The organism is Nocardia sp. NPDC005825, assembly GCF_040630175.1.
In the GTDB taxonomy this organism is placed as follows: domain Bacteria; phylum Actinomycetota; class Actinomycetes; order Mycobacteriales; family Mycobacteriaceae; genus Nocardia.
Genome location: NZ_JBEXXC010000001.1, coordinates 336,957 through 358,499, shown reverse-complemented (window position 1 = coordinate 358,499; position 21,543 = coordinate 336,957). Strand labels below are relative to the sequence as shown.

At 65.6% G+C, this 21,543-nt stretch carries 25 protein-coding genes; 18 read left to right on the top strand and 7 right to left on the bottom strand.

Going from position 1 to position 21,543, the window contains the following annotated elements; genetic code table 11:
- The first annotated feature begins 481 nt into the window (after nt 1–481).
- Together ABZ382_RS01775 and ABZ382_RS01770 are read left to right on the top strand one after the other, a co-directional pair.
- A complete protein-coding gene (locus tag ABZ382_RS01775) occupies nt 482–1,393 on the top strand; it encodes a pentapeptide repeat-containing protein (protein ID WP_357082354.1) in 912 nt (303 codons plus the stop codon).
- Between the two features lie 29 nt (nt 1,394–1,422).
- On the top strand, nt 1,423–1,599 hold the full coding sequence (locus ABZ382_RS01770; protein ID WP_357082351.1) for a hypothetical protein: 177 nt from the start codon (nt 1,423–1,425) through the stop codon (nt 1,597–1,599).
- 5 nt (nt 1,600–1,604) lie between these two features.
- Here the strand turns inward: ABZ382_RS01770 and ABZ382_RS01765 are convergent, their stop codons facing one another.
- The 4 genes from ABZ382_RS01765 to ABZ382_RS01750 are packed head-to-tail and all read right to left on the bottom strand — an operon-like array spanning nt 1,605 to nt 4,504.
- On the bottom strand, nt 1,605–2,399 hold the full coding sequence (locus ABZ382_RS01765) for an inositol monophosphatase family protein (protein WP_357082348.1): 795 nt from the start codon (nt 2,397–2,399) through the stop codon (nt 1,605–1,607).
- A 9-nt stretch (nt 2,400–2,408) separates the two neighbouring features.
- Complete coding sequence (locus ABZ382_RS01760; RefSeq protein WP_357082345.1) at nt 2,409–3,131, bottom strand: hypothetical protein; 723 nt, start codon at nt 3,129–3,131, stop codon at nt 2,409–2,411.
- Entirely contained in the window at nt 3,116–3,664 is a 549-nt protein-coding gene (locus ABZ382_RS01755) for a kinase (RefSeq protein ID WP_357082342.1), read from the bottom strand. Before ABZ382_RS01755 ends, ABZ382_RS01760 begins: the two co-directional genes overlap by 16 nt.
- A gap of 6 nt (nt 3,665–3,670) precedes the next feature.
- Complete coding sequence (locus tag ABZ382_RS01750; RefSeq protein ID WP_357082338.1) at nt 3,671–4,504, bottom strand: GntR family transcriptional regulator; 834 nt, start codon at nt 4,502–4,504, stop codon at nt 3,671–3,673.
- Nucleotides 4,505–4,810: 306 nt separating this feature from the next.
- On the opposite strand from ABZ382_RS01750, the gene ABZ382_RS01745 reads away from it, so the two are divergent.
- The 11 genes from ABZ382_RS01745 (at nt 4,811) to ABZ382_RS01695 (ending at nt 12,026) form a co-directional block, all read left to right on the top strand.
- Complete coding sequence (locus ABZ382_RS01745; RefSeq protein ID WP_357082335.1) at nt 4,811–5,278, top strand: hypothetical protein; 468 nt, start codon at nt 4,811–4,813, stop codon at nt 5,276–5,278.
- A complete protein-coding gene (locus ABZ382_RS01740; protein ID WP_357082332.1) occupies nt 5,278–5,562 on the top strand; it encodes a hypothetical protein in 285 nt (94 codons plus the stop codon). The genes ABZ382_RS01745 and ABZ382_RS01740 overlap by 1 nt, the downstream gene beginning before the upstream one ends.
- 80 nt (nt 5,563–5,642) lie before the next feature.
- Nucleotides 5,643–5,903 carry a WhiB family transcriptional regulator gene (locus ABZ382_RS01735; protein WP_357082329.1) on the top strand — a complete coding sequence of 87 codons (261 nt, stop codon included), beginning with the start codon at nt 5,643–5,645 and terminating at the stop codon, nt 5,901–5,903.
- Nucleotides 5,900–6,229 carry a hypothetical protein gene (locus ABZ382_RS01730; RefSeq protein ID WP_357082326.1) on the top strand — a complete coding sequence of 110 codons (330 nt, stop codon included), beginning with the start codon at nt 5,900–5,902 and terminating at the stop codon, nt 6,227–6,229. The genes ABZ382_RS01735 and ABZ382_RS01730 overlap by 4 nt, the downstream gene beginning before the upstream one ends.
- Nucleotides 6,230–6,235: 6 nt before the next feature.
- The gene (locus tag ABZ382_RS01725; protein ID WP_357082323.1) at nt 6,236–6,817 is read left to right on the top strand and encodes a DUF2637 domain-containing protein; all 582 of its coding nucleotides are present in this window, start codon (nt 6,236–6,238) and stop codon (nt 6,815–6,817) included.
- 248 nt (nt 6,818–7,065) lie between these two features.
- Nucleotides 7,066–8,187, top strand: a complete 1,122-nt coding sequence (locus ABZ382_RS01720) for an FtsK/SpoIIIE domain-containing protein (protein WP_357082320.1) — start codon at nt 7,066–7,068, stop codon at nt 8,185–8,187.
- Nucleotides 8,184–8,369 (top strand): hypothetical protein, encoded by a 186-nt coding sequence (locus tag ABZ382_RS01715; protein WP_357082317.1) that lies wholly within the window; start codon nt 8,184–8,186, stop codon nt 8,367–8,369. Before ABZ382_RS01720 ends, ABZ382_RS01715 begins: the two co-directional genes overlap by 4 nt.
- Nucleotides 8,366–8,566 (top strand): hypothetical protein, encoded by a 201-nt coding sequence (locus tag ABZ382_RS01710; protein WP_357082314.1) that lies wholly within the window; start codon nt 8,366–8,368, stop codon nt 8,564–8,566. Before ABZ382_RS01715 ends, ABZ382_RS01710 begins: the two co-directional genes overlap by 4 nt.
- A gap of 172 nt (nt 8,567–8,738) precedes the next feature.
- Complete coding sequence (locus ABZ382_RS01705) at nt 8,739–10,514, top strand: replication initiator (protein ID WP_357082311.1); 1,776 nt, start codon at nt 8,739–8,741, stop codon at nt 10,512–10,514.
- Entirely contained in the window at nt 10,514–10,702 is a 189-nt protein-coding gene (locus ABZ382_RS01700) for a helix-turn-helix domain-containing protein (RefSeq protein ID WP_357082308.1), read from the top strand. Before ABZ382_RS01705 ends, ABZ382_RS01700 begins: the two co-directional genes overlap by 1 nt.
- A 1-nt stretch (nt 10,703) precedes the next feature.
- Complete coding sequence (locus tag ABZ382_RS01695; protein ID WP_357082305.1) at nt 10,704–12,026, top strand: tyrosine-type recombinase/integrase; 1,323 nt, start codon at nt 10,704–10,706, stop codon at nt 12,024–12,026.
- Here ABZ382_RS01695 and ABZ382_RS01690 read toward each other — a convergent pair.
- Nucleotides 11,998–13,140: an acyl-CoA dehydrogenase family protein gene (locus ABZ382_RS01690; RefSeq protein WP_357082302.1), complete on the bottom strand. Its 1,143-nt coding sequence runs from the start codon at nt 13,138–13,140 to the stop codon at nt 11,998–12,000. The two genes, ABZ382_RS01695 and ABZ382_RS01690, sit on opposite strands and share 29 nt — an antisense overlap.
- Nucleotides 13,141–13,214: 74 nt before the next feature.
- On the opposite strand from ABZ382_RS01690, the gene ABZ382_RS01685 reads away from it, so the two are divergent.
- Nucleotides 13,215–13,811, top strand: a complete 597-nt coding sequence (locus ABZ382_RS01685) for a TetR family transcriptional regulator (RefSeq protein WP_357082299.1) — start codon at nt 13,215–13,217, stop codon at nt 13,809–13,811.
- A 161-nt stretch (nt 13,812–13,972) separates the two neighbouring features.
- Nucleotides 13,973–15,394 carry an FAD-dependent oxidoreductase gene (locus ABZ382_RS01680; RefSeq protein ID WP_357082296.1) on the top strand — a complete coding sequence of 474 codons (1,422 nt, stop codon included), beginning with the start codon at nt 13,973–13,975 and terminating at the stop codon, nt 15,392–15,394.
- 17 nt (nt 15,395–15,411) lie between these two features.
- Here ABZ382_RS01680 and ABZ382_RS01675 read toward each other — a convergent pair whose 3' ends face one another.
- Together ABZ382_RS01675 and ABZ382_RS01670 are read right to left on the bottom strand one after the other, a co-directional pair.
- Nucleotides 15,412–17,583: a hypothetical protein gene (locus tag ABZ382_RS01675; protein ID WP_357082293.1), complete on the bottom strand. Its 2,172-nt coding sequence runs from the start codon at nt 17,581–17,583 to the stop codon at nt 15,412–15,414.
- Nucleotides 17,584–17,664: 81 nt separating this feature from the next.
- Complete coding sequence (locus tag ABZ382_RS01670; protein ID WP_357082290.1) at nt 17,665–18,405, bottom strand: serine protease; 741 nt, start codon at nt 18,403–18,405, stop codon at nt 17,665–17,667.
- Between the two features lie 72 nt (nt 18,406–18,477).
- Between ABZ382_RS01670 and ABZ382_RS01665 the strand changes: the two genes are divergently transcribed.
- The 3 genes from ABZ382_RS01665 (at nt 18,478) to ABZ382_RS01655 (ending at nt 21,353) form a co-directional block, all read left to right on the top strand.
- Entirely contained in the window at nt 18,478–18,993 is a 516-nt protein-coding gene (locus ABZ382_RS01665; protein ID WP_357082287.1) for a pyridoxamine 5'-phosphate oxidase family protein, read from the top strand.
- A 114-nt stretch (nt 18,994–19,107) separates the two neighbouring features.
- On the top strand, nt 19,108–19,839 hold the full coding sequence (locus ABZ382_RS01660) for a helix-turn-helix transcriptional regulator (protein WP_357082284.1): 732 nt from the start codon (nt 19,108–19,110) through the stop codon (nt 19,837–19,839).
- Between the two features lie 62 nt (nt 19,840–19,901).
- The gene (locus tag ABZ382_RS01655) at nt 19,902–21,353 is read left to right on the top strand and encodes a DUF222 domain-containing protein (protein ID WP_357082281.1); all 1,452 of its coding nucleotides are present in this window, start codon (nt 19,902–19,904) and stop codon (nt 21,351–21,353) included.
- The last annotated feature ends 190 nt before the right edge of the window (nt 21,354–21,543 follow it).

Here is a 21,543-nt window from a genome sequence, read left to right as displayed (position 1 = left end):
GGTGCGCTGGTGGGAGCCGCAACGCGCCGACGCTCCGGGGCGGCGGAGCGTGCGGAGCAGTCCCGGGTGCGGCGTAGCGCGGGGCGGCGCGCGCCAGCGCGCCGCTCTTGAACCTCCAGAGCCAAATTCGGCAGTGGATGCAATGGGGTAGTCCGGTGGGTAACCAGCGAAGCGGATGCGGCGGTGCGTGCTCCGTGCCGCCAAGGATCGTATTCGGCCGGTGGCCAACTGCTGAGCGGGCTAGTGGTGCGAGGTTCCGCGGTGCGGGTACCTCGGAGAATGAACTCAGTTTGCTGAAAGATTCGGAACTGCAGCGATTTTGGTGGATCATCATGCGGTGACATCTAGAACGGGGGCGGCCGGTGCGCGTCGCCGACTGAATCGCATGCACTCACTACGCCGCCCGAACACCCGCCAGTTCCGAGCACGACGTGCAGCGAGAGCGCTCTTTGGTTGGGGTGGCTGGGCAAAGCTCGCGTCGATGGTGACCACGATTGCTGCATTGGCGGCCTTGTGGTTCACGAACCAATCCCTCACGGCAACGAGCGAGCAATATGGGCTCGCGAGACAGACTGCGGTCACGGACCGGTTCGCGAAGGCAGTCGAGCAACTCGGCAACAGCAACAGCGTAGATATCCGGCTAGGTGGAATCGAACTGCTCCGGAAGTTGGCCGATGATTCGGAACAGGATCGAGTTCCGATCATGCGGATGTTCGGTGCTTTTGTCCGCAGCCACGCCCCGAACGGGCCGGAGTGCGGAACTGCTAACAAGCAACTCGATATCGATATTCAGTCAGCGCTGACAGTGATCGGTAGTCGACCTGCCGGTCGATCGGAGTCCATCGACCTGTCGAACACCTGTCTTGCGAGGGCGGACCTTCATTCAGCGAACCTGCAGAATGTGATACTGCGGAACGCAAATCTGTCGCTGGCGTACCTCGACAAAGCGGACCTGCGATCAGCGTCGCTGGTCTCCGCAAACTTGTCGAACGCTGATCTAGGCGAAGCTGACCTGCGGATGTCAAGCATTGCGCGCGGCACTATGCAAAGTGCTCGGCTGTGGCGAGCGAAGCTAAACGGAGTCAACTTCGATTCGGTCGATCTGCAAGATGTGCAGTTCGGAGGCGCTGACCTGAAAGGCGCGAACTTCAATGGCGTGGATATTCGCGCGGCGAACCTCGGCAAGGGTGGGAAGTTGGTCCTTTCCGACTCTCCACTGCCGGACTTGGAAACGACCGGTGACTTCCAACTGCGGGACGCGACCTTCAGTAGAGCGAGGTTCAACGAGAAGACGAACTGGCCTGAGGGTTACGCTGTGCCGGAATCCAGGCCATACAACCCTCGGCGGTACGCGGACTATTGCCCAGGAGCTAGGTACTTAGGCGATTGCTAGGTGTGGTGTTTCACGAAGTTGGTGCCTCGATGTCGATCTCGAAAGCGAGCTGTTCGGGCTCGATGATGATCGGGCTGACGGGAGCGGCGATTCCGGAGGACTCCGAACAGGCCGCCGCGCACGTGGTGGCGTTCCTGCGCTGGCTGGTTCACGACACCCACGAACTACCCCCGCGCGCGGACGGTGGAACCAGCCTCACGAGATAGCACAGCTAGTTGTGCCAAAACACGGCTCGTACGGCTTCCCATGTGGCATGGTCCGCAGCATTCAGCAGTTGATTGATTGGGTTCTGAGTTGGCCGGTAAGACTTCCCATCCGGCCGACGAGTAATACCGCCAGCTTCGGACAGTAGGAGGGTGCCGGCCGCGTGGTCCCAGGGGAGTGACCGCTGATACAGGACGAAGTCGAGATGGCCGTCAAGTAGTCGGGTGTAGTTGACGCCAGCGCTCAACGCGCCTGGCCCGAAGCTTGCGAATCGCTTGCCTACTTCCGACAGTTGCGTTTTTTCCTGCTCGGTCAAGCGCCTCGTTGGGGCAGCGCCCCGGAGCCGCCCTGCCTCGGGGAGCGGAGGCGGTCGGTGAAGCCGAACGCCGTCTCGGAATGCGCCAGAACCGCGTTCAGCGACGTACCGCCGACCTGACTCCGGCAAGATGATCCACCCGGCCTCAGGTTGGCCGTTGCGGAGTAGTGCGGCCATCACCGCGTACTCGCTGCGTCCCGCGACGAAGTTCGATGTGCCATCGATCGGATCCACCAGCCAACACGCTTGTTTGCCCAACTCCGCGAGAAGAGAAGGATCTTCGGCGGCGGCTTCCTCTCCAACCACTGGGATATCGAGAATCTCGCGCAGTCCGTGTGAAATCAGCTGCTCGGCTTCATGGTCTGCGATCGTCACCAGATCCCCCGGCGCCTTCTCTGCTACATCACGGGCGGTTAGGCGGCGAAATCGGGGGGTGATCGCGATCTCGGCAGCACGAACGAGCGTATGTGTGACCTCGTCGATCATGTCGCGAGCCTAGGCGACCGTGATCGCTTGCTTCATTAGGTAGGCAGTGCGGGTTGCGCGGTCCGGCAGAGCGTCCAGCCTGGCCTGCACCTGGTCAACGATCGTTTGGACTGCGGCGGGTTCCTTGGCAGGCAGCTCGTCCATGAAGGTAGTTAAGGGCGTCGCGACGATTCCAGCAGCACCCGCGGACACTGAGGCGTCGATGTGTCGACTCGAGCCGTCCCACAGACGGAAGGAATCTCCTGCGGCGGAGCGGATCTGGCGAATATTGTCAAGACTGATCTTGGCTAGTTTTCCACCAGCGGGAAGCGTGCCATCTGCGCGGGCCTGCCCGGCAAGCACCGCATCGAATACTGTCGCATCGAACATCGGATGGCTGTAAATCGTTGACCCGGACGGCAATTCGGCGAGCAACTTGAGTGTCTTCTGTGGGTCGAGTGTGCGTAGCACGACCATCGGCGTTACATTGCGGTTGACCGCAGCAATGATGTCCGTCGGATCCCAGCAGCACGCAAGTACGCGGGTCGGATCAACAGCATTCAGCCACAGGTCCAGGAGGCTCGCACGTTCACCGGGTGTCAGCAAGTCTCCGCGGGCCGTGCTGCCTGACACTATGAAGTGGTCAACCCAAGATGCTGCGGCTCGTGCGGCGTATTGCTCGGTGCCGGTCATGTCGAGGCGACCGTCGGAGCTCTGAAACGCGAGAACGGGGACAACTACATCGAACTGCATTTGGACTCCACGGTGTGGTGAATGGTCGCAGCGCTTGCTGTGGGTGACAGCTCTGCTGTATCGATTCGGAGATCTACGCAAGCTGGGTCGATTCGTTCGGTTGCATCCCAAGCAACCAAACGGGCGGAGGTGTCATTGGTCTGACGGGCTCTGATCCGAGCTTCGGCGATTGGCCGCGGGCACCAGAGTTCCACAGTCGTCCAACATACTTCGGACATCGATGAACGGATAGCATTGATTGCTTCGGCCTGACCGAGGTGAAGCACCGGAGTCTTATTGGCGTTTAGCATCTCGGACAGCTCCGGCCGATCGACAACGTACGTCGCATCGTATCGGCTATTGCGCCAGAGGATTTCGTCATTCGCATCGAGTTCGGCAATCCGTTCCGACGTCGTCATCCGGTAGGTTCGGGTTCGGCCGCCGCCGACCTTCAGGCGTCGGAAAAGCTCATAGTTCCCACTGAGCCTGATGAGCGCATCGGTAATGGTGTCCTTGCCTGAGGCAGGTGGGCCGTAGAGGATCAGCGCGCGCATGGAACATCACTCCGACAGAGAGCGAAGGAAGCTCTTCGCTTGGGCTTGGAGTGGTTCGCTGTCTTGACTATTCGAGATGATGGTATGTGGCCACGGGGGACGGAACGTTTCGTTGACATCCCGGGCGAGGTAGTCGTTCCAATGGCCGAGCTTCCATGTGTCCCGGATGGCTCCACGGCGCTTGACGTAGGTGAACATCGAGTCCGAATCACACTGAATCCAGATCACTGACAGGTCAGCGCCGATGGCATCGAGTCGGGCTTGGGTGCGCTCGAACCACGAGCGCTGCTTGAACTCGCGAAGGTATGGAGCCGTGCTGATCACGCTTACACCGCACTCGATGTTTTCCAGCATCGTGGCTTCAAGGCACTCGTACTCCGCCGGCCGAATCACGTTCAGGTAGGTGTCGCTATCACGGTCCTGCATGGACGAGCCCAGATGTACGAGGGCCGCATCCACTACCGAGCGAGTGATCGTGTCCTTGTCGACCATGGCCCAACCCGTTTCGCGCGCGAGGATGCGGCCAAACTCGGTCTTGCCGGACCCTGCGTACCCGCCAACGATGATTGCTCGCGGGCGTGCACGTTGGGTGCTCTTGGTGACCGGAGCGTTGGATTCGGCGACGAATCGCCCCGACCGAGGGCGAGTGACGATCAGCCCGTGTGTGGACAGCAGATCCATGGCGTCGTTGATTGCGCCGATAGATACGCCGAACTGGGTAGCCAGCTCACGCGTGGCTGGGATGCGTTGACCCGGACGGAGCCGCCCCGCCTTGATGTCGTTTTCCAGCTGCTTAGCAATCCGCTGGTATGCGGGAGTCTTCGCGGCATCATCTGACATCTGTCTGATCGCCTTCCTGATCGCTCACTGCCTCAGCCTGAATCTATCAGCGCAAACCCCGGTGTTCGCCTGTGGGGCATCGCTCACTGGTTGTAGCTCAATCGATTTGCTGACGGTTTATCAGGTTCCATCGCTCTGAACCCCTGGCGATCAGAAGCGTTCAGTTGATATCTTGGATCTACGTTCAGATGCGAGGGCAGTCTCGAAGATTGCCGTCACAGCTGGTCGCTTGAGGGTAAACGCAAGCGATCAGAGCATACATCTGAACGCTTGATTGCTTTAGTTCATAGATCAGGAGTGTTTGAGATGGCTCTCAAGGATGTGTGGTTCAGCCCGGAGTTCGGTGAGGCGTTCCCGATGGGGCTGGTGCTGGTGGGGGTGATCGAGCCGGTGACGGAGTTCAGCCGGGAGCGCAACGCGCCGAAGCGGCAGAAGGTGGACCTGGATGACCAGGGCAACGGCACCGGCAAGCGCCTGTGGAAGGGGACGGTGACCGATCCGACCGGTAGCGGTTCGAGGAACCAGACCTTCGACGTGTTGTTCATCGCGGATGTGCAGCCGGTGCCCTCGGTCTCGCCGATCAGCCCCGGGTTCACCCCGGTCGTGTTGGAGGGTTTGCAGATCAAGCCGAAGATGCAGGGCGCGGGTGAGTTCAAGTCGATCGGCTGGAACATCCGCGCGACCGGTATCGCGGGTGACAACTCGGGTGCGAAGGTCCCGCCCGTGGACGCCCCGGCCTCGCGTTCGGCGCGTGAGGGCAAGGCGGTGGCGTGATGTGCATCAGCTTCCATTTGCACGGCCGAACCGACGGCATCCAGGGGGTTACGTATCTGCCGGGGACGTGGAACTTCTACCCGAGCGGCCGTAGGTGGTTCGCTCCCGCGATCGTCAGGGTGGAGATCGGCCCGCAGGACCCGGCGAACCTGAAGCCGGACTTCTCGCTGTACATGTCGGTGGAGGATGCGCAGGCGTTGATGGAGGCGCTCGGGGCGGTGCTCGTGGAACACGGGCTCGCGCAGTTGAGTTCGCCGAACGAGCCCGATGAGGCGGCGTCATGATGCGGCGGGGCGGGCTCGTGAAGCCGAAGATGCTGGGCCGGAACCTCTCGGACCCGCATCACGCCGCGGACCGTGCGTGCGTGGGGATCGACACGGAGGTGTTCTTCCCCGACACGACCACCGCCGCTGCCGACGCAGAGGGGATCTGCGGGCAGTGCCCGCTGCTGGCTCGGTGCGCGGCATGGGCGTTGCGGGTGGGTGTCACCGATGGTGTGTTCGCCTCGGTCTGGGTACCGGATCTCGGCGCTTCCACGCACGATAAGAACGCCGCCCGCGCCCGCCTGGCTCTCGTGGCGGCCACCGGGCTGCCGAGCTTCGAGCTGCGTCAGGAGGTGGCGTGATGGCGCTGTGGAGCGCAATAGCGTTGGCGCAGAACAGCATGGAGCGCCCCCCGGACGAGCCACGGGTATTCGTCCGCGGTGCATTCGGAATCGCCTGCGCGCTGCTCGCTCCGGCCGCGATCATCCCGGCGACCGCTTTGCTGCTGGCGTTCGGCGATCACTCCGATCCGGCCGATCCCGCGCCGACGGCGGTGCTCGTGTCGAATCCGACTGGGGTGCCGTGCGTGATGTTCTGCGACGAACCGCCCCGGACTACCGATTCGGCGATGCCGACGGCGGACCCGCGGACCTTGTGCCCGCCGTTCTGCGAGTTCGAGCGGTGGTGATCGCAGATGCTGTCGAAGGTCTCGGCCAACCTGATCATCCTCGGGTTAGCCGTGGCCGCCATCCTCGCCGTGGGGCTGGCGGCCTTCCGACTCTCGTTCGTGGGCCTGCGCGAACTCGCTGTGATGGCCGCCATCCCCGCCGGGGACGCCTGGCTGTTCCCGGTCGTCATCGACATCACCACCGCGATAGCCGCGGCGCTGGCGCTGGCTGCAACCGATAATGCTGTGCGGCAATGGTTCTCGCGAGTCCTGATCGTCGGCACGCTGGTCAGCATCGCCGGGAACGGCCTGCACTCGGTTCTGCGCGGTCAACCACTCCCGACCTGGGGATGCGTCATGGTCGTCGCAGTTGCCCCGATCGCGGTCTTCGCCGATGTCCACGGCCTGGTCCTGCTCATCGCGTCCACGACCCGGATCCCGAGTGCTGTGCCCGCGTCGCCCGTTCTGACTCGGGAACCGGCGGGGCTGACACCGGTGCCCGCGGATCCGCCGATGGTGGCGGTGTCGGTCGCGGTCGCTCCGCCGCCGCGCATGATGCCGATCCCCGCGCCCATCCTTCCGCCCGATCTGCCGGTCCGATCGTCGTAACCGGCTGCATCCCTTCGGCTTCCGATCCAACCCAGGTCCCTCAGGGGGTTGTCATGATGGTTTCCTCGTTACTTCAATTCGGAATCCCAGTGGCGGGCGCGCTCGCCTTCGGGGCGTACATCGTCCCGGGCCCGTGGCACCGCCCGGACCCCGCAGGCCCTCCCACAGCGGCGGAACTCGTGGCCGAAGCTCCGACGATCCTGCGGCCCGCGGTGGAAGTGTTCGCCGACCCAGGCAGGACCGACCGCATGTTCACCACCCTCAAACTCGGCCACCCCGACCGCGGGTTCCCCAGCTTTCAGGGCTGGAACTACACCCGCCACGGTCTGGACATCGATCTGTGGGCGCTGTGCGGCCAGACGTTCGAGGACTGGAACAACGACCACACCCGCGCTCAGTTGGCTACCTACCTGGGGGTGGAGCAGGTGACGGTGACCTCGCCTGCTCCTGCGTGGATCCGTCTCCATGTGAGGGTGCACGACACCCTCGCCGACCCGGCAGCGTTGCTGGTGTGGGCCCACAGCGACGTGGACTTGGAGGCGGTCCCGGTCGGCATCCGCGAAGACGGCGAAGTGTGGCGTCTCAAGATTCTCTACGCCCACGTCCTCATCGCCGGTGCGACCGGCTCGGGCAAGGGATCGGTGCTGTGGTCGATCATTGCCGGACTCGGCCCCGCCATCCGTGACGGCTTGGTGGATGTCCTGATGGGAGATCCCAAGGGCGGCATGGAATTCGGACGCGGTGAACACCGCCTGTGGTCCGACTTCCAATACGGTGCAGACGGCATCATCGGCATGCTCAAGAAGATCGCCGAACACGACATGCCCGAGCGAGCCGCCCGCTTGCGCGAAGCCCGGATCCGCAAGTTCGTCCCGAGCACCGACGACCCGCTGAAGGTCATCGTGATCGACGAATACGCGGCGCTGTCGGCGTTCGCGACCAAAGAGCAGATGCAGGAAGGCCTGCGCTACATCGGCCTGATCCTGACCCAGGGCCGCGCGATCGGCTTCAGCGTCATCGTGGCCTTGCAGGATCCGTCCAAGGAGAACATGCCCAACCGGCAGCTGTTCCCGGTCCGGATCGGCCTCAAGCTCGACGAGCCGACCCAGAACGCCATGGTCCACGGCCAAGGTGCGAAGGACCGCGGCGCCCGCTGCCACGAAATCCCCGACACCACCCCGGGCGTCGCCTACGTCGGTGAGGACGGCACCCGCGACTTCGTGCGCGTGCGCGCCTTCTATGTCAGTGACGACGACGCCGACGCGGTCGTGGACCTGTTCGCCATCGCACCCGAAATCGATGGTCTGGCTGAGGATTACAGCGACTTCGATCCCGACGACCTCGGCGACGAGGGGCCGGTGGCGGCATGAAGGGCACCGTGCAGATCCGCTTGTCCGGCGAGCTCGCCGACATTACCCGCGTTCTCGCACACCTGGTCGCCTCGCACGCCTTCGGGGTCACCATCGGCCGCGACGTGTACCGCAACCGCGACGGCAGCGCCCGCATCTACGCCGAACTGACACTTCCCCTCGAACAGGAGAACCAGCCATGACAACCGATACGGCAACCGGATCCGTGCGACTGCGCCTGTCCGGCACCCTCGGCAACATCACCCGAGTTCTCGCTGACCTCCGCGAATCCGGAGCCTTCCGCATCGAGGTCAACGAACGTCCCCGCGCCAACCGCCACGGCTTCGACGTCCGCGTCTACGCCGAGCTGTTCGTACTCGATCAGGAGATCCCGAGATGATCACCCACGGTGAACTGTCGGTCGTGAGTTGTGAAGTCTACGGCCACAACTGGAGCATCTGGCTCCCCGGCGGACACTGCCTTCGCTGCGGAATACCGGCGATCGAAGTCCTCGCCTGGGACTGCTACGGGCAGTTGCTGGGCATCGTCCCCACGAGCAGGGACACGTCCCGATGACCACCACCGACACCCACACCACCACCGCGACTGGGCTGAGTGCCGCCGAACGCCGCGCGCTGCCCAACCTGGCCGACATCGCCCAGGCCGCCGCGGAAAAGTTCGGGGTGTGCCGCCGACCGATCCCGATGCGCGCGTTCAACCCCGAGACCGGGGAGTCGAAATACGTGGGCGCGGCGTGCAAATCGACGCGCGCGTCCGAGTGCCCCAGCTGCGCGGCCAAGGCCCGCGCCCTGCGCATCGCCCAGCTGCGCGAGGGCTGGCACATCGACGAAGAGCCCGTCCGTCAACGCAACGAACCCACCGAGCAGCAGACCGCGCTGCTCACCGCGCGCGCCGACATGCTCGCCGAATACCGGGCCGCCCGCGACATCGGTGACGAGGAAGCCGCGGACGGGTTCCGAGAAGTAATCGCCGACCTCGACCGCGAACTGCGCGACTCCGGCATGTCCGGGCGGATCCCCGGCATCGACGCGCTACCGCGCAAGCCGCGCCGTGCCCGCTCGACCAAGCGGCGCCAGGACGTCCCGAACCTGCCTCGAAAGAAGGTGTCCCGTGCCACCATCGGCCGCAAGTACGCGGGCAAGCACCAACCCTCCATGTTCCTTACAGTGACAATGGACTCCTACGGCGTCTGCCACCGCGACGGCGCAACCGACAAGAACGGACACGTCTGCGGCGACGGCTCCCCGGTCGATCCTGACACCTACGACTATCGCCGCGCTGCCCGCGATGCGATGTTCTTCCCGCAGCTTTTCGACCGCCTCGTGCAGAACCTTCGCCGCGCGGCCGGGCGGGACGTGCAGTACTTCGCCGCGGTCGAACCCCAGCGCCGCGGTGCCCCACACGCGCACATCGCAATCCGCGGCACCGACCCCCACGCGCTTATCGCGCAGGTGATCGCTGCGACGTACCACCAGGTGTGGTGGCCGCACTTCGATCACGAGCAATACACCGACGACCGGATGCCGGTGTGGGACGAAAGCGCCGGCACTTTCGTCGATCCCGACACCGGATCGGTGTTGCCCACCTTCGACGACGCGCTGGCTCTCATGGACGAGGTGGACGACATCGATCCCGCGCACGTGTTGCGCTTCGGTATCCAGACCAAGACCGTGGACATCGGCGACACCGATCCCGACGGCGAACCCGGTCCCGTGCGCGCGGGCAAGGCCAAGGGAGTGCTCGGCGGGACCGAGGACGCGGGCAGGCTGATCGGCTACCTGACCAAGTACCTCACCAAATCCATCAGCGAAGTACTCGACGCACCCAACGAACGGACCCGCCGCCACTACGAACGCTTGCATGCCGAACTTCAGCGCACCCCGTGCTCCCCACAGTGCGCGGTCTGGCTGCGCTACGGCATCGTCCCCCGCGGTGCCAAGGCCAAGACCCAACCGGGTCGCTGCAAGGGGCGCGCCCACCGCCGCGACACCCTCGGCCTGCGTGGGCGCCGCGTGCTCGTCTCACGCCGCTGGTCCAACAAGACCCTGCCCGATCACAAGGCCGACCGCATCGAATTCGTTCGGCAAGTCCTCGCCGCGGTCGGCATCGCCAAAGCCGAACAGGCACAACAGTGGACAGTTCGGCTGGTTCGGTCCGAGGACCCGGAGGTCCCACCGCGCGAGACCTTGATCATGTCATCGGTCGCGCAGCGCTCGGTCTGGCAGACCGAGTACTTGATCGCGAAGGGTGTTCTGGCGGATGCCGATGGGCAACAGCACGGTTCGGGTGTCGCGGTAGCGGTCGAGGCAGCCGGGAGGGATGACTGATGGATCTGCCCGAGAATCGGTTGTGGACGGTGTCGGAGACAGCGTATTTCCTGGGAGTCTCGGTGAAGACGCTCTATCAGTGGAAGTGGCTCGGCGAAGGGCCTCCGGTTTCGGTCGTCGGACGGCGTTTGCGCTATCACCCTGTGAAGTTGAAGCTCTGGGTCGAAACCTGCTGCGAGGCGGCGTGACATGGGGCATGTCGAGGATCGTTGGTTTCGGCCGAAACGGAATCAGTCCGGCCAGGTCGCTCTCAATGGGCGTGGCAAGCCCGTCCTGGAGCCGACTGAGCTGCACGGCAAGGGCTTGCGCTACCGGGTGCGCTACATCGCTCCGGATGGGGCCGAGCGGTCGAAGTCGTTCCCGGATAAGCAGAAGAAGCGCGCCGACGACTTCCTGATCGAGGTCGAATCCGACAAACGCGACGGTCGATTCATCGATCCGAAAGCGTCGCGGAAGACATTCCGTCAGCAGGCGGAGAACTGGTACAAGGCACAGTCGCCAGATCCGGCAACACGGCTGGTGTTGCGGCAGCGTTTGGAACGTCGGATCTACCCGACGCTCGGTGACCTGACCTTCGATCGGATCGAACGGCCCGCGACAATTCGTGATTGGGTCGGCGGCCTGGACGAGCTGGGCTTCTCCGAGAACTACAAGGCCGTGTTGTTCACGGTCGTCTCGGCAGTCTGCGAATCGGCCGTTGATGACAGGATCATTCGCCAGAACCCCTGCAAAGCCAAGACGGTGCGCCGGCCGATCGGCAAGAGCCCGCAAATCGTTGTCTGGCGAGAAGAGCGGTTGCGCAGCGTCGGGTCGGGGCTGCCAGGCCGGTTCGGGATTGTCACCAAGCTCGGAGCAGGCCTGGGACTTCGACAGGGCGAAATCCTCGGATTCTCCCCGGACGACGTCGACCGCGGCCGAAAGATGGTGCGGGTTCAGCGACAGCTCAAGACCGTGAAGGGCACCTCGATGTTCGCGCTGCCCAAGGGTGGCAAGACACGTGAGGTTCCGTTGGCGGACACCGTCTTGGCCGATATCGATGCACACACGAAGGCGTTCGGGACCGCCCTGGTCACCTTGCCCTGGGGGCGCCCGGATGGCGAACCTGCGACGGTGCGTCTGCTCGTTGTTGGCGAGGATGCGCGAATCTACAGTGGCGACCTGTTCAACAAGCTGATCTGGCGGCCAGCGTTCGCTGCTGCGGGGCTGACCTTCGGGCGGCGGGCGGATGGCATGCACGCGCTTCGGCATTACTTCGCGTCGGTCCTGCTGTCCATGGGTTGTTCCATCAAGGAACTCGCGGACTTCCTCGGCCACAACGATCCCGGCTTCACCCTGCGGACGTATACGCACCTGGTGCCGTCCAGCCTCGACCGCGCGCGTTCGGCCATCGATTCCGCGTTTGGGCTGATCGATTCGCCCACGGCCTACAGGCGGCCTGCGCGGGCGAATCGGGCCGGTGCCGGTGCGCCGCGCCGTCGGAGAATCAGCCGTTTGCCAGGGTCCGCGCGATGACCAGGCGCTGGATCTGGTTGGTGCCCTCGAAGATCTGGGTGATCTTGGCTTCGCGCATGTAGCGCTCGACGGGGAAGTCCTGGGTGTAGCCGTAGCCGCCGAGGACCTGGACGGCGTCGGTGGTGACCTTCATGGCGGCGTCGGTGGCGACGAGTTTGGCGACGCTGGCCTGGCGGGAATAGGGGAGTCCGGCATCGCGGCGGCGGGCGGCGTCGAGGTAGGTGGCGCGGGCGGAGTCGACGGCGGCGGCCATGTCGGCGAGGACGAAGCCCAGGCCCTGGTGGTCGATGATGGCGCGGCCGAAGGCTTCGCGCTGCTTGGCGTAGGCGACGGCGTCGTCGAGGGCGCGCTGCGCGATGCCGGTGGCAACGGCGGCGATGCCCAGGCGGCCGGAGTCCAAGGCGCTGAACGCGATCGGGAGACCCTGGCCCGGTGCGCCGAGGAGGCGCTCGGTGGGCACGAACGCGTCGTCGTAGGCGGCGCTGGTGGTGGGGACCGCGCGCAGGCCCATCTTCTCCTCGGGCTTGCCGAAGGTCAGGCCCTCGGTGCCGGCGGGCACCAGGAAGCAGGAGATGCCGCGCGAGCCCTCGCCGGTGCGGGCGAACAGGGTGTAGTAGTCGGCCTTGCCGCCGTTGGTGATCCACGCCTTGGTGCCGGTGATCCGGTAGCCGCCCTCGGTCTCGGTCGCCCGGCAGCGCAGCGCCGCGGCGTCGGAGCCGGCGTGCGATTCGGACAGGCTGTACGCGCCGATGAGGTTGCCCGACAGCATGTCCGGCAGCCAGCGCTGCTTCTGCTCGTCGGTGCCGTAGGCGAACAGCGGGTGGCACGACAGGCTGTGCACGCTCACCGCCACGGCGACCGCCGCCCACCGCGCGCCCAGTTCTTCGAGCACCTGGAGGTACACCTCGTAGGGCTGGGCGCCGCCACCGAATTCCTCCGGATACGGCAGGCTCAGCAGCCCCGCCGCGCCGAGCGCCCGGAACGCCTCGTCCGGATAGCGCTCCTGCTTCTCGTACTCGGCCGCGATCGGTTCGAGCACCTTGTCCGCGATATCGCGGGTGAGCTCGATGAGGTCGCGGGCTTCGGACGTGGGCAGCAAACGATCGACGGGCATGAGGTCACAGTACGACCGACACCCAATTGCGTGCAAGGCAGCACGCAATTTGGCAAGGCGGCTAGACTGACCAGGTGGTATCCGGTCTACCCCCGAACAAGCATCAGGAGAAGAGTCTCCGCACCCGAGCCCTGCTGCTCGACGCCGCCATCGACAGCCTGGCCGAGGTCGGGTACGCGAGCGCCTCGATCGCGGATATCACCGCACGGGCCGGGGTGACGCGCGGTGCGCAGCTGCACCACTTCCACACCCGGCAGGAACTGTTCGCCCAGACCATCGAGCACCTGACGCAGCGGCAGGGCGAGGCGCTGCGACGGCGGGAGCGGACACTGCCGGGTGCGTCGTCGCCGGGTGAGGTGCTGGTCGAGTTGGTGACCGCGCCGTTCGCCGGGAAACTGGGCAAGGCGGCGGTGGAGCTGTACGTCGGCATCGCCAATGACAAGGACCTGCGCCGCAACATGCTGCGCGTGCAGCACGACCTGACCGCCGAACTACTCGACGCCTGCGGCCGTTTCGTGGATGTGCCACGCGAGCGTCTGGAAGCCGCCTTCTGGCTCACCATCAACCTGGTGCGCGGCGCGACCCTGGACGAGATGGTCGGTCGAGATCGTCTGCGGCGCAAGCAGGTTCTCTCGGACTGGGCGCGACTCGCCGACGGCATGCTGGCGTAAACGCATCGGTCGCCAGGCGCGATAACGAACCGTTGAGTGGTTCGTTCTCGCGCCCGGGCAGTCGGGCGTGACCTCGGGGGAGGTGCGCCGTCATGGCGATCAATCGTCGAAACCTGTTGCGGGCGACCGCGCTCGGAATCGGTCTGGCCGGATTGAGTTCGGTGACCGGCTGCGAACCGGAAGGTATGCCGCGTGCGGAAACACCTGCTGGGCAGGTCGATTGGGAAGGTCTGCGGCAGAAGCTGGCAGGGACGCTGAACCTCCCGTCCGATTCCGGTTATGGCACAGCCAAACTGGCCTTCAATCCGGTGTTCGACAGTCGCCGTCCGGCGGCGGTCGCTCAGGTGACCAACGCATCCGATGTGCAGGCGTGTGTGAACGTCGCGGCGAGCGCGCGGATCCCGGTGGCCGCGCGCAGCGGCGGACACAGCTACGGCGGGTACTCGACACCCGACAACGGCCTGGTCGTCGACCTGGGATCGATGAGCGGTGTGGAGGTGAAGCCGGACGGTACCGCGGTCATCGGCGCGGGCGCCCGGCTGATGGATGTGTACTCCGCCCTGGCCAAGGCCGGTCGCTGCCTGCCCGCGGGCTCGTGCCCGACGGTGGGCATCGCAGGCCTGACGCTGGGCGGCGGTCTCGGTGTCTTGACCGGCAAGTACGGATTGACCTGCGACAACCTGATTTCGGCGCAGGTCGTCACCGCCGACGGAACCGTGCGCACCGCCTCGGCGACCTCCGAACCCGACCTGTTCTGGGCGCTGCGCGGCGGAGGCGGCGGCAACTTCGGCATCGTCACCTCCTTCACCTTCAAGACCGTCGCGGCACCGCAACTGGCGGTCTTCCAGGTCCGTTTCCCGGCCGGGTCGTTGACGGATGTCCTCGCCGCCTGGCAGACGTTCACGGCCTCCGCCCCCGACGAATTCTGGTCCACCCTCGGCATTTCCGCTGGGAGCCCGCCGACGTGCCGGATCAACGGTTGTTATGTCGGCTCGGAAAGCACTATGAATGCCCTCCTCGACAAACTGGTCGCCGCCACGAAGACACAACCGTCCAACCGGTATTCGCTCTCCAAGGATTACCTCTCGGCGATGAAGTACTTCGGCGGTTGTGCGAATTACTCGGTCGAGCAGTGCCGGCCGGACTGGAATGGCGGGGGAGTGCTGGGGCGGGAGTCGTTCACCGCGTCCTCGCGAGTGCTGACCAAACCGCTGGCCGACCCGAGCCGATTGACCGCATTGCTGACCGGGCGCAGCGGAATGGACGTTCTACTGGACAGCATGTCCGGCGCACCCGCGCGAATCGGCGCGAAGGACACGGCCTTTCCCTATCGAGGCGCATTGGCCACTGCACAGATTTATGTCGGTGCCACCACGCCGGAGGCACGGACCGCCGTGAATGAGGTGCGTGACGGTCTCGGTGCCTTGACCGGCAACACCGCATTCGTGAACTACATCGACCCCGGCCTAACCAACTGGGCGACCGCCTATTACGGCGACAATTCCGCTCGATTGCGTGGCATAGCGAAACACTATGATCCGGCTGGCGTCTTCGTCTTCGACCAATCGGCCGCCAAGGCTTGAGGCTCTGCCGGTCCAGGTCAGCAGGTTTCGAGAGTGTGCAGGATCGGGCGCAGGCGGGCGAGAGCCCGTTCATCCTCGACGGCGATATCGCCCGTGGAGTGGAAGCGTTCGTCGCGGTCGGCGAGGGCCCGGAGCTTCGTCGCGACCGAGCGGCGGACCACCGCGGGCGCGGCGGTGAGTCGCTCGGTGAGCCGGAGCCCCAGGTCGCGAGCCCAGCTGTCGGCTACCGCGCGCGCCACGACTTTCGTGATGCGTGCGGGAGTTCCGGGCAGTGGCAGCCCGAGGTCGAGGAGCGCGATCGCGGCCACCACGCTGGTTTTGATGAGCGGGCCGTTGTAGTTCTTGCGGTCGGTGACGACCAGATCGGCGAGCAGCGCGTCGAGGTCGGTCACGGCCTCGGCCGGAAGTAGCTGCCTGGCACGCCAATCGAGCGCCAGCCCGATAGCGTCTTCGATCGGTTCGGTACCGGCGTCGATAAGGCCGCGCAGCGCGGGCCAGCCGGTTCCGACGTGGCCCGAGTCGAGGTTCGCGAGGATGCGCAGCGCGGTGACCTGATTGCCTCGCTCGAACACGCTGACCGCGACTTCGGTGCCGACGAGGCCGCGACACCAGTCGAGGAACCGGGGATCGGTGCGGTCGGCCCAGTGCTCGAGGACGGCGGACTCCGTATAGCGGAGGTCGGCGTCGAGGACACGATGGAAGTCGGCCGGGTCCCGCGTCATTCGTGCGAGAGCCAGCAACACGGTCGCGTCCCCGCCGTGGCTCGCGGTGCGAACGTGGTCGATGCCGGCGGTATCGCCCCACGCCGCGAGTGCGCCGGCCGCTTGCTTCGGCGCGATCTCCAGGAGCTCCCGGACCGCGGGCAGCGCGTCGGCGGTGGCCTCGGCGGGCCAGGTGGCGAGCAACGCGACGAGGTGTCCGGCTCCGTCCTGGGATGGCTCGGTCGGCGGATTCTGCCGCAGCGCCTGCAGGATCGAAGCGACCAGCATGCTTGCCGGGGGTGCCTGTTCACTCACGAGCGCGTGGCCGAGCGCGGATCGTCCGGATGCCGAGGTGGCCACCATGATGCCGCGCGCGGCCGGGTTGGTGAGCAGGGCTCGGGCCATCGGGCGGGACCATCGTCCATCGCCCGCCCGCAGCAGGGCGAAAGCCGCATCCGCGCGAGCATCGGTGTGAAACGCGGTCGACCCGAAGGTGGAAATGCCACCGGTCGTGACCCGTTCGGCGAGGGCGGCGAGTGCGTCCCGGACCTCGGGCGTGGGCGGGCATTGGCGCAGCGCGGCGATCATCGTCTCCGGCGCGGAGTCGGGCAGCGCCGCGAGAGCCAGCAAGCGGCGAACCGCCGCGGCGGCATTGCCCCGGGATCCGAGGACGACCTCGACGAGTCCCGCGATCGTCGCCTCGTCCGGTGTCGGCAGCGCCGCGAGCACATGGGCCGCCGCGCCGGAGTCGACCGCGCTCAACCACTCCGGCAGATTGTCGACACCGAACGCCACGTTCGGCGCGACCTCGACGGCGAGTTCCCACCCCGCAACCAGCAAGTCCAGGTCGGCGGTCGCGGCACCCCCGGCCCCGATCCGTGCGAGCGTGGCCGCCATCGCGAGGCCGGGATCCCCGTCGGCGAGCACCGCCGCGACATCGGCCCCGAGAGTCGTGAGCGTGGCAACGCAGGCCTGTTCGACCTGTCCCACGGGTCTGACACCCGCCCGCGCCGCGAGCATCTCCAGCACGGCGGAATCGACTGTGCGTGAATCGGCTTGGAGCAGCGCCGCGGCGGCCGCTTCGGGGCCGTCGTCGGAGATCAGCGGCTGTACCAGGGCGGCGATCGCAGTCAGCGAGTCTCGGGCCGACCGGACGATGGCGGCCGTCTCGGCGTCGCCCAGGTCCAGCTGTTCGTACTCGCGGACCGTGTCGGCGAACATCAGGAGCAGCCACGCCGTGTTCTCCGCGTCCGCGGTCTGCCGTGCCCCGAGTAGTGCGGCGATCGCCATCATCGCCGGTGGGGTGGAGTCGTAGAGCGTGCCCTGGTGCAGCACCGATCCCCACAACTCGTGCAGCGCCGCCTCGACGGTGTCCGCCTCGGTCAGCCCGTCGATCCAGCCGGGTACGTCGCTCGCGTCGCCGTACGCGTGCTCCAGTGTCTGCCAGTCGACTTCCGCGACAGGGGTGTGCCGGGGCACGCTGTGCATGAAACTCCTCGTTGTCGGACGGCCGGGCGCCGGGCAGGGGTATCCCGGCCGCACGGGTTCGCTCAGAAGTGTGGGTCGCGCTCAGAAGTCCGCGGGCAGCCGGGAGTACACACCGGGGTACCCGTCGAGCGCGACGCCACGGGCCCACGAGGTGATACCGACCAGTTTTCCGTCGATGAGCAGTGGTCCGCCGCTGTCGAATTCGCCGGTGTCGGCCGTGGTGGAGCCCGCGCACACCATCTCGGTGGCGTCGAAGGCGCCCGGATAGGCGGCGGCGCAGGCGGCGTCGGACACCATGGGAACGGTGGCCTGCCGCAGGACGGTGTTGAACAGATCCCCGTTGGAGGTGCCGCCCCAGCCGAGCACGGTGCCCCTATCGCCCCGGGGCGCGGCGATCGGAACGGTCGAGCGGGACTGCGGCTGCGCGAGCGTCAGAATCGCGAGGTCGTGATGGTAGACATCGACGCCGTCGACGGTGTCGGAGCGAAAGTCCGGGTGCAAACGGACAGCCGTGACTTTCACGGTCGTTCCGTCACGTGAAGACAGATCGCTGCGGTCGAAGGTGACGGTGAGCGCCTGCGGCAAGAGCTGTGCGAATTGCACGCAGTGCGCGTCCGTGAGCACCTGGTCCGGTGCGATGAGCGCGCCGCCGCAGAACTGGCCGGACGCGCGGGGGAAGAACAGGGGTGTGCCGACCGCGGCGAGCCAGGGATAGTCGCCGGCGTTCGCCTGGGTGCCGCCGACGACGGCATGGGCGGGAGCGGGCACTGCGCAGCCGATGAGCGCCGCGGCGAGGACGGCGAGCCGGCGGGAGTACGACATCGGGCCATTCAAACAGAAAGGGCGGGGTTTCGGTGGCCGGGCATGTCGGACCCTGCGCGTACGGTCGCGGTTATGACGTCTTGGAACGAGTTCGCTGCGGCCGCCCCTCGTATCTCGGGAATCTTCACTCGCCGTCACGCCGCCATCGGCAACCTCTGCATGCTTGCCACCCTGCGCAAAGACGGCTCACCGCGCATCAGCCCGCTGGAACCGCGCATCTTCGAGGGTGAGCTCTGGCTCGTGGGCATGCCGGGCACCACGAAGTTCGCCGACCTGGCCCGCGACCCGCGCTTCTGCCTGCATACGGCGACCGTCGACACCCAGGTCAGCGACGGCGACGTGAAGATCTTCGGCAGCGTGCGTGATGTGCAGGATCCGGAGCTGCAGCGGCGTTGGGCGGAAGACCTCTTCGCCGAGAGCGGGTTCGACCTGCGCGGACGCAAGTTCGAGCCGTTCTACGCGGTGGAGCTGACCGGGGCTTCGTCGGTGGAGATCGTCGAGGGGCGCATGGAAGTGACGGTGTGGAAGCCGGGACAGCAGGAGCACGTCGTCGAGGTCTCCGACAGCGCCGAACCAGCGACTACATAACGTGCAATATTGCACGCAGTGCAAGAAGGCATCTCATGCAACAACGCACGAGGTGCCGAATATTGCTGATTTTCAGCACATTTCGAGGTCAGCGTGCGGTCAGGTGCGTGCCTTGTGACGACTGTCCAGGCCTCACAAGGTTATCGGGAGCGGCCGTCGAGCGTCGGAGGCGCGGTGCTCTGGCGTCGCGACGGTATCTCGGACGTAGACGCGCCGGTGTTGCCGGACGGCTGCATGGATCTGCTCTGGATCGACGGACGACTTTCGGTGGCCGGCCCGGACACTCGGGCCTACCGTCCGGCGCCCGGTTTCGCCGATCGGATCGCGGGGATCCGCTTCTACCCGGGGACGGCGCCGACGCTCCTCGGGGTGCCCGCGCACGAACTCCGCGACGCCAGGGTTGATCTCGCCGACCTATGGTCGCCCGGCGATCTGCGCACCGCTTCGGAGTTGGTCGCACGAGCATCGAGTCCGGAAGTCGGGCTGGAAGCGATTGCTCGCTGGCGTGCAGGCGGAACTGATGGCGTCGATCCCGTGGTGCGATTCCTGGTGGCATCGCTGAGATCAGGCAGCTCGGTCGCGGCCATTGCGGAAGCGTTGGAGACGGGGCCGCGCAGATTGCATCGAATATCTCTTGTGGCGTTCGGGTATGGGCCCAAGACGCTGGGGAGGGTGTTGCGGATGCAGCGTGCGTTGGCCTTGGCGCGGGGCGGAATGGGGCTTGCGGACGTAGCGGTCGCTTCTGGTTATGCGGATCAGGCGCATTTGACGCGGGATGTTCGAGAGTTCTCGGGCATGGCGCCGATGAAGTTGCTGGGATTGGATTTGGAATCGCTGTCGTTCTGAATATTGTTATATCACTTCGTAATTCGAGTGTGCGTGCGGTGAAACGGCGATAGAATTGATGCATGAATTCGATGGGGGTGACACTCGACGACTGCGGTATCGCTGAACTGGCGGCCGCGGTTTCGACCCTGTCGGAATCTATGCAAGGCGGGAAAATGTCGGGGTTTTCCGATGAAGACATCGTGACGTTGATGCAGAAGATTGAAACCTGCAAGCGTCAGCTCGCTGCGTTGGATACGAACCTGATCATCGAAGCGGGGGAGCGTTCGCTGCATTCGCGTAGTGGGGCGGGGAAGATGGTGCCGTTCTTGCGGCACACCCTCGGCTTGTCTCGCTATGACGCCTCAGTGCGGGTGAAGATCACCCACCACTGCGGCGAGTTCGTGCAGCAGACTGGGCACGTCGCTCCGCCCGTGCTTCCGGTGACTGCCGAAGCCTTCTCCGCGGGCGATATCTCGCGTGATCATGTGCGCCACATCATGGATGTGATGAACCACCTCCCTCTGGATGTTCCCGCCGAGGCACGAGTCGAGGCCGAGCAAATCCTGGTCGACTACTCCCGCAATGGGTGGCCGGATGATCTGTTGAAGATCGGGCGCGACATCCTCGCTCGGTTGGATCCCGATGGGAAGGTTGTTTCCGACGCTGACCGTCGTCGCCGTCGTGGCATCACGCTGTGCCGTCCCGGTGTGGACGGGATGACCCGGATCGAGGGGTGGATCACCCCCGAACTGCGTGCCTGCCTGGACGCGGTGTTCGCGAAGCTCGCCCGGCCCGGCATGTGCAATCTGGAGGACCCGGAAAGCCCCTCCGCTGCAGGTGGGTTCATTGCCGACAGCGTGCTCGATGCTGCTGCGCGTCGTGACCGTCGCGATGCCGGGCAGCGCACCCACGATGCGCTGCTCGCCCTGGTGCAGCCTGGTGTGAACATGCGGACCCTGGGCATGCACCGTGGCCTGCCGGTCGAGGTCGTGCTCACCATGAGCCTGACCGACCTGGAGAACGGGACCGGGGTCGCCACCACGGCGTCTGGCACGCAGATCTCGATCAACGAAGCGTTGAAGATGGCCGAAGGAACCCGCCCGGTCCTGGCGGTCCTCGACGGCGACGGGATGCCGATCTACCTGCGCCGGTCGCGTCGAACCGCCAACCGCGCCCAACGCCTCGCGCTGCTCGCTCGTGACAAGGGATGCACCCGCCCCGGGTGTGAACAGCCAGCCAGTATGTGCGCCGCCCACCACATCGATGATTGGGCCAAGGGTGGTCCGACCGACATCGACAACCTGACATTGGCGTGCGATCACTGCCACGCGCTGGTCAACGATGGGCCCGATGGCTGGAAAACCGTTGTGATGGGTAAAGACTCACCGCATCCAGGCCGGACGGGGTGGATTGCTCCGAAGAGTGTTGACCCGACCGGCCTTCCACGGGTGAATGATCGTCATCACGTGGGGCAGTCGATCGCGGCTGCCATCGATTCCAGTTGCCGAACGTGGCGCTCACGGGCAGCGTGAAACCCGTGCTGCTCGTGTCCTGCTGGCGTGCGCAAAGCAACGCGGAGTGTGGTCGCCTCGCCTGCCCTGCCGGACTGTGGCTGACGCCGGGCTGGGATCCGCTACCCGCCGATCCCAGCCCAGGGACTGCACGCATCACCTTCTCGAGATAACACGACAGAGACCTCCCCGCGTATCTCCCCTATGACGG

Bases quoted from the DNA above. Each gene is read 5' to 3' on its own strand.
- ABZ382_RS01775 (WP_357082354.1), top strand. From the start codon at position 482: ATGGTGACCACGATTGCTGCATTGGCGGCCTTGTGGTTCACGAACCAA.
- ABZ382_RS01770 (WP_357082351.1), top strand. From the start codon at position 1,423: ATGTCGATCTCGAAAGCGAGCTGTTCGGGCTCGATGATGATCGGGCTG.
- ABZ382_RS01765 (WP_357082348.1), bottom strand. From the start codon at position 2,399: ATGATCGACGAGGTCACACATACGCTCGTTCGTGCTGCCGAGATCGCG.
- ABZ382_RS01760 (WP_357082345.1), bottom strand. From the start codon at position 3,131: ATGCAGTTCGATGTAGTTGTCCCCGTTCTCGCGTTTCAGAGCTCCGAC.
- ABZ382_RS01755 (WP_357082342.1), bottom strand. From the start codon at position 3,664: ATGCGCGCGCTGATCCTCTACGGCCCACCTGCCTCAGGCAAGGACACC.
- ABZ382_RS01750 (WP_357082338.1), bottom strand. From the start codon at position 4,504: ATGTCAGATGATGCCGCGAAGACTCCCGCATACCAGCGGATTGCTAAG.
- ABZ382_RS01745 (WP_357082335.1), top strand. From the start codon at position 4,811: ATGGCTCTCAAGGATGTGTGGTTCAGCCCGGAGTTCGGTGAGGCGTTC.
- ABZ382_RS01740 (WP_357082332.1), top strand. From the start codon at position 5,278: ATGTGCATCAGCTTCCATTTGCACGGCCGAACCGACGGCATCCAGGGG.
- ABZ382_RS01725 (WP_357082323.1), top strand. From the start codon at position 6,236: ATGCTGTCGAAGGTCTCGGCCAACCTGATCATCCTCGGGTTAGCCGTG.
- ABZ382_RS01720 (WP_357082320.1), top strand. From the start codon at position 7,066: ATGTTCACCACCCTCAAACTCGGCCACCCCGACCGCGGGTTCCCCAGC.
- ABZ382_RS01715 (WP_357082317.1), top strand. From the start codon at position 8,184: ATGAAGGGCACCGTGCAGATCCGCTTGTCCGGCGAGCTCGCCGACATT.
- ABZ382_RS01710 (WP_357082314.1), top strand. From the start codon at position 8,366: ATGACAACCGATACGGCAACCGGATCCGTGCGACTGCGCCTGTCCGGC.
- ABZ382_RS01705 (WP_357082311.1), top strand. From the start codon at position 8,739: ATGACCACCACCGACACCCACACCACCACCGCGACTGGGCTGAGTGCC.
- ABZ382_RS01700 (WP_357082308.1), top strand. From the start codon at position 10,514: ATGGATCTGCCCGAGAATCGGTTGTGGACGGTGTCGGAGACAGCGTAT.
- ABZ382_RS01695 (WP_357082305.1), top strand. From the start codon at position 10,704: ATGGGGCATGTCGAGGATCGTTGGTTTCGGCCGAAACGGAATCAGTCC.
- ABZ382_RS01690 (WP_357082302.1), bottom strand. From the start codon at position 13,140: ATGCCCGTCGATCGTTTGCTGCCCACGTCCGAAGCCCGCGACCTCATC.
- ABZ382_RS01675 (WP_357082293.1), bottom strand. From the start codon at position 17,583: ATGCACAGCGTGCCCCGGCACACCCCTGTCGCGGAAGTCGACTGGCAG.
- ABZ382_RS01670 (WP_357082290.1), bottom strand. From the start codon at position 18,405: ATGTCGTACTCCCGCCGGCTCGCCGTCCTCGCCGCGGCGCTCATCGGC.
- ABZ382_RS01665 (WP_357082287.1), top strand. From the start codon at position 18,478: ATGACGTCTTGGAACGAGTTCGCTGCGGCCGCCCCTCGTATCTCGGGA.
- ABZ382_RS01655 (WP_357082281.1), top strand. From the start codon at position 19,902: ATGAATTCGATGGGGGTGACACTCGACGACTGCGGTATCGCTGAACTG.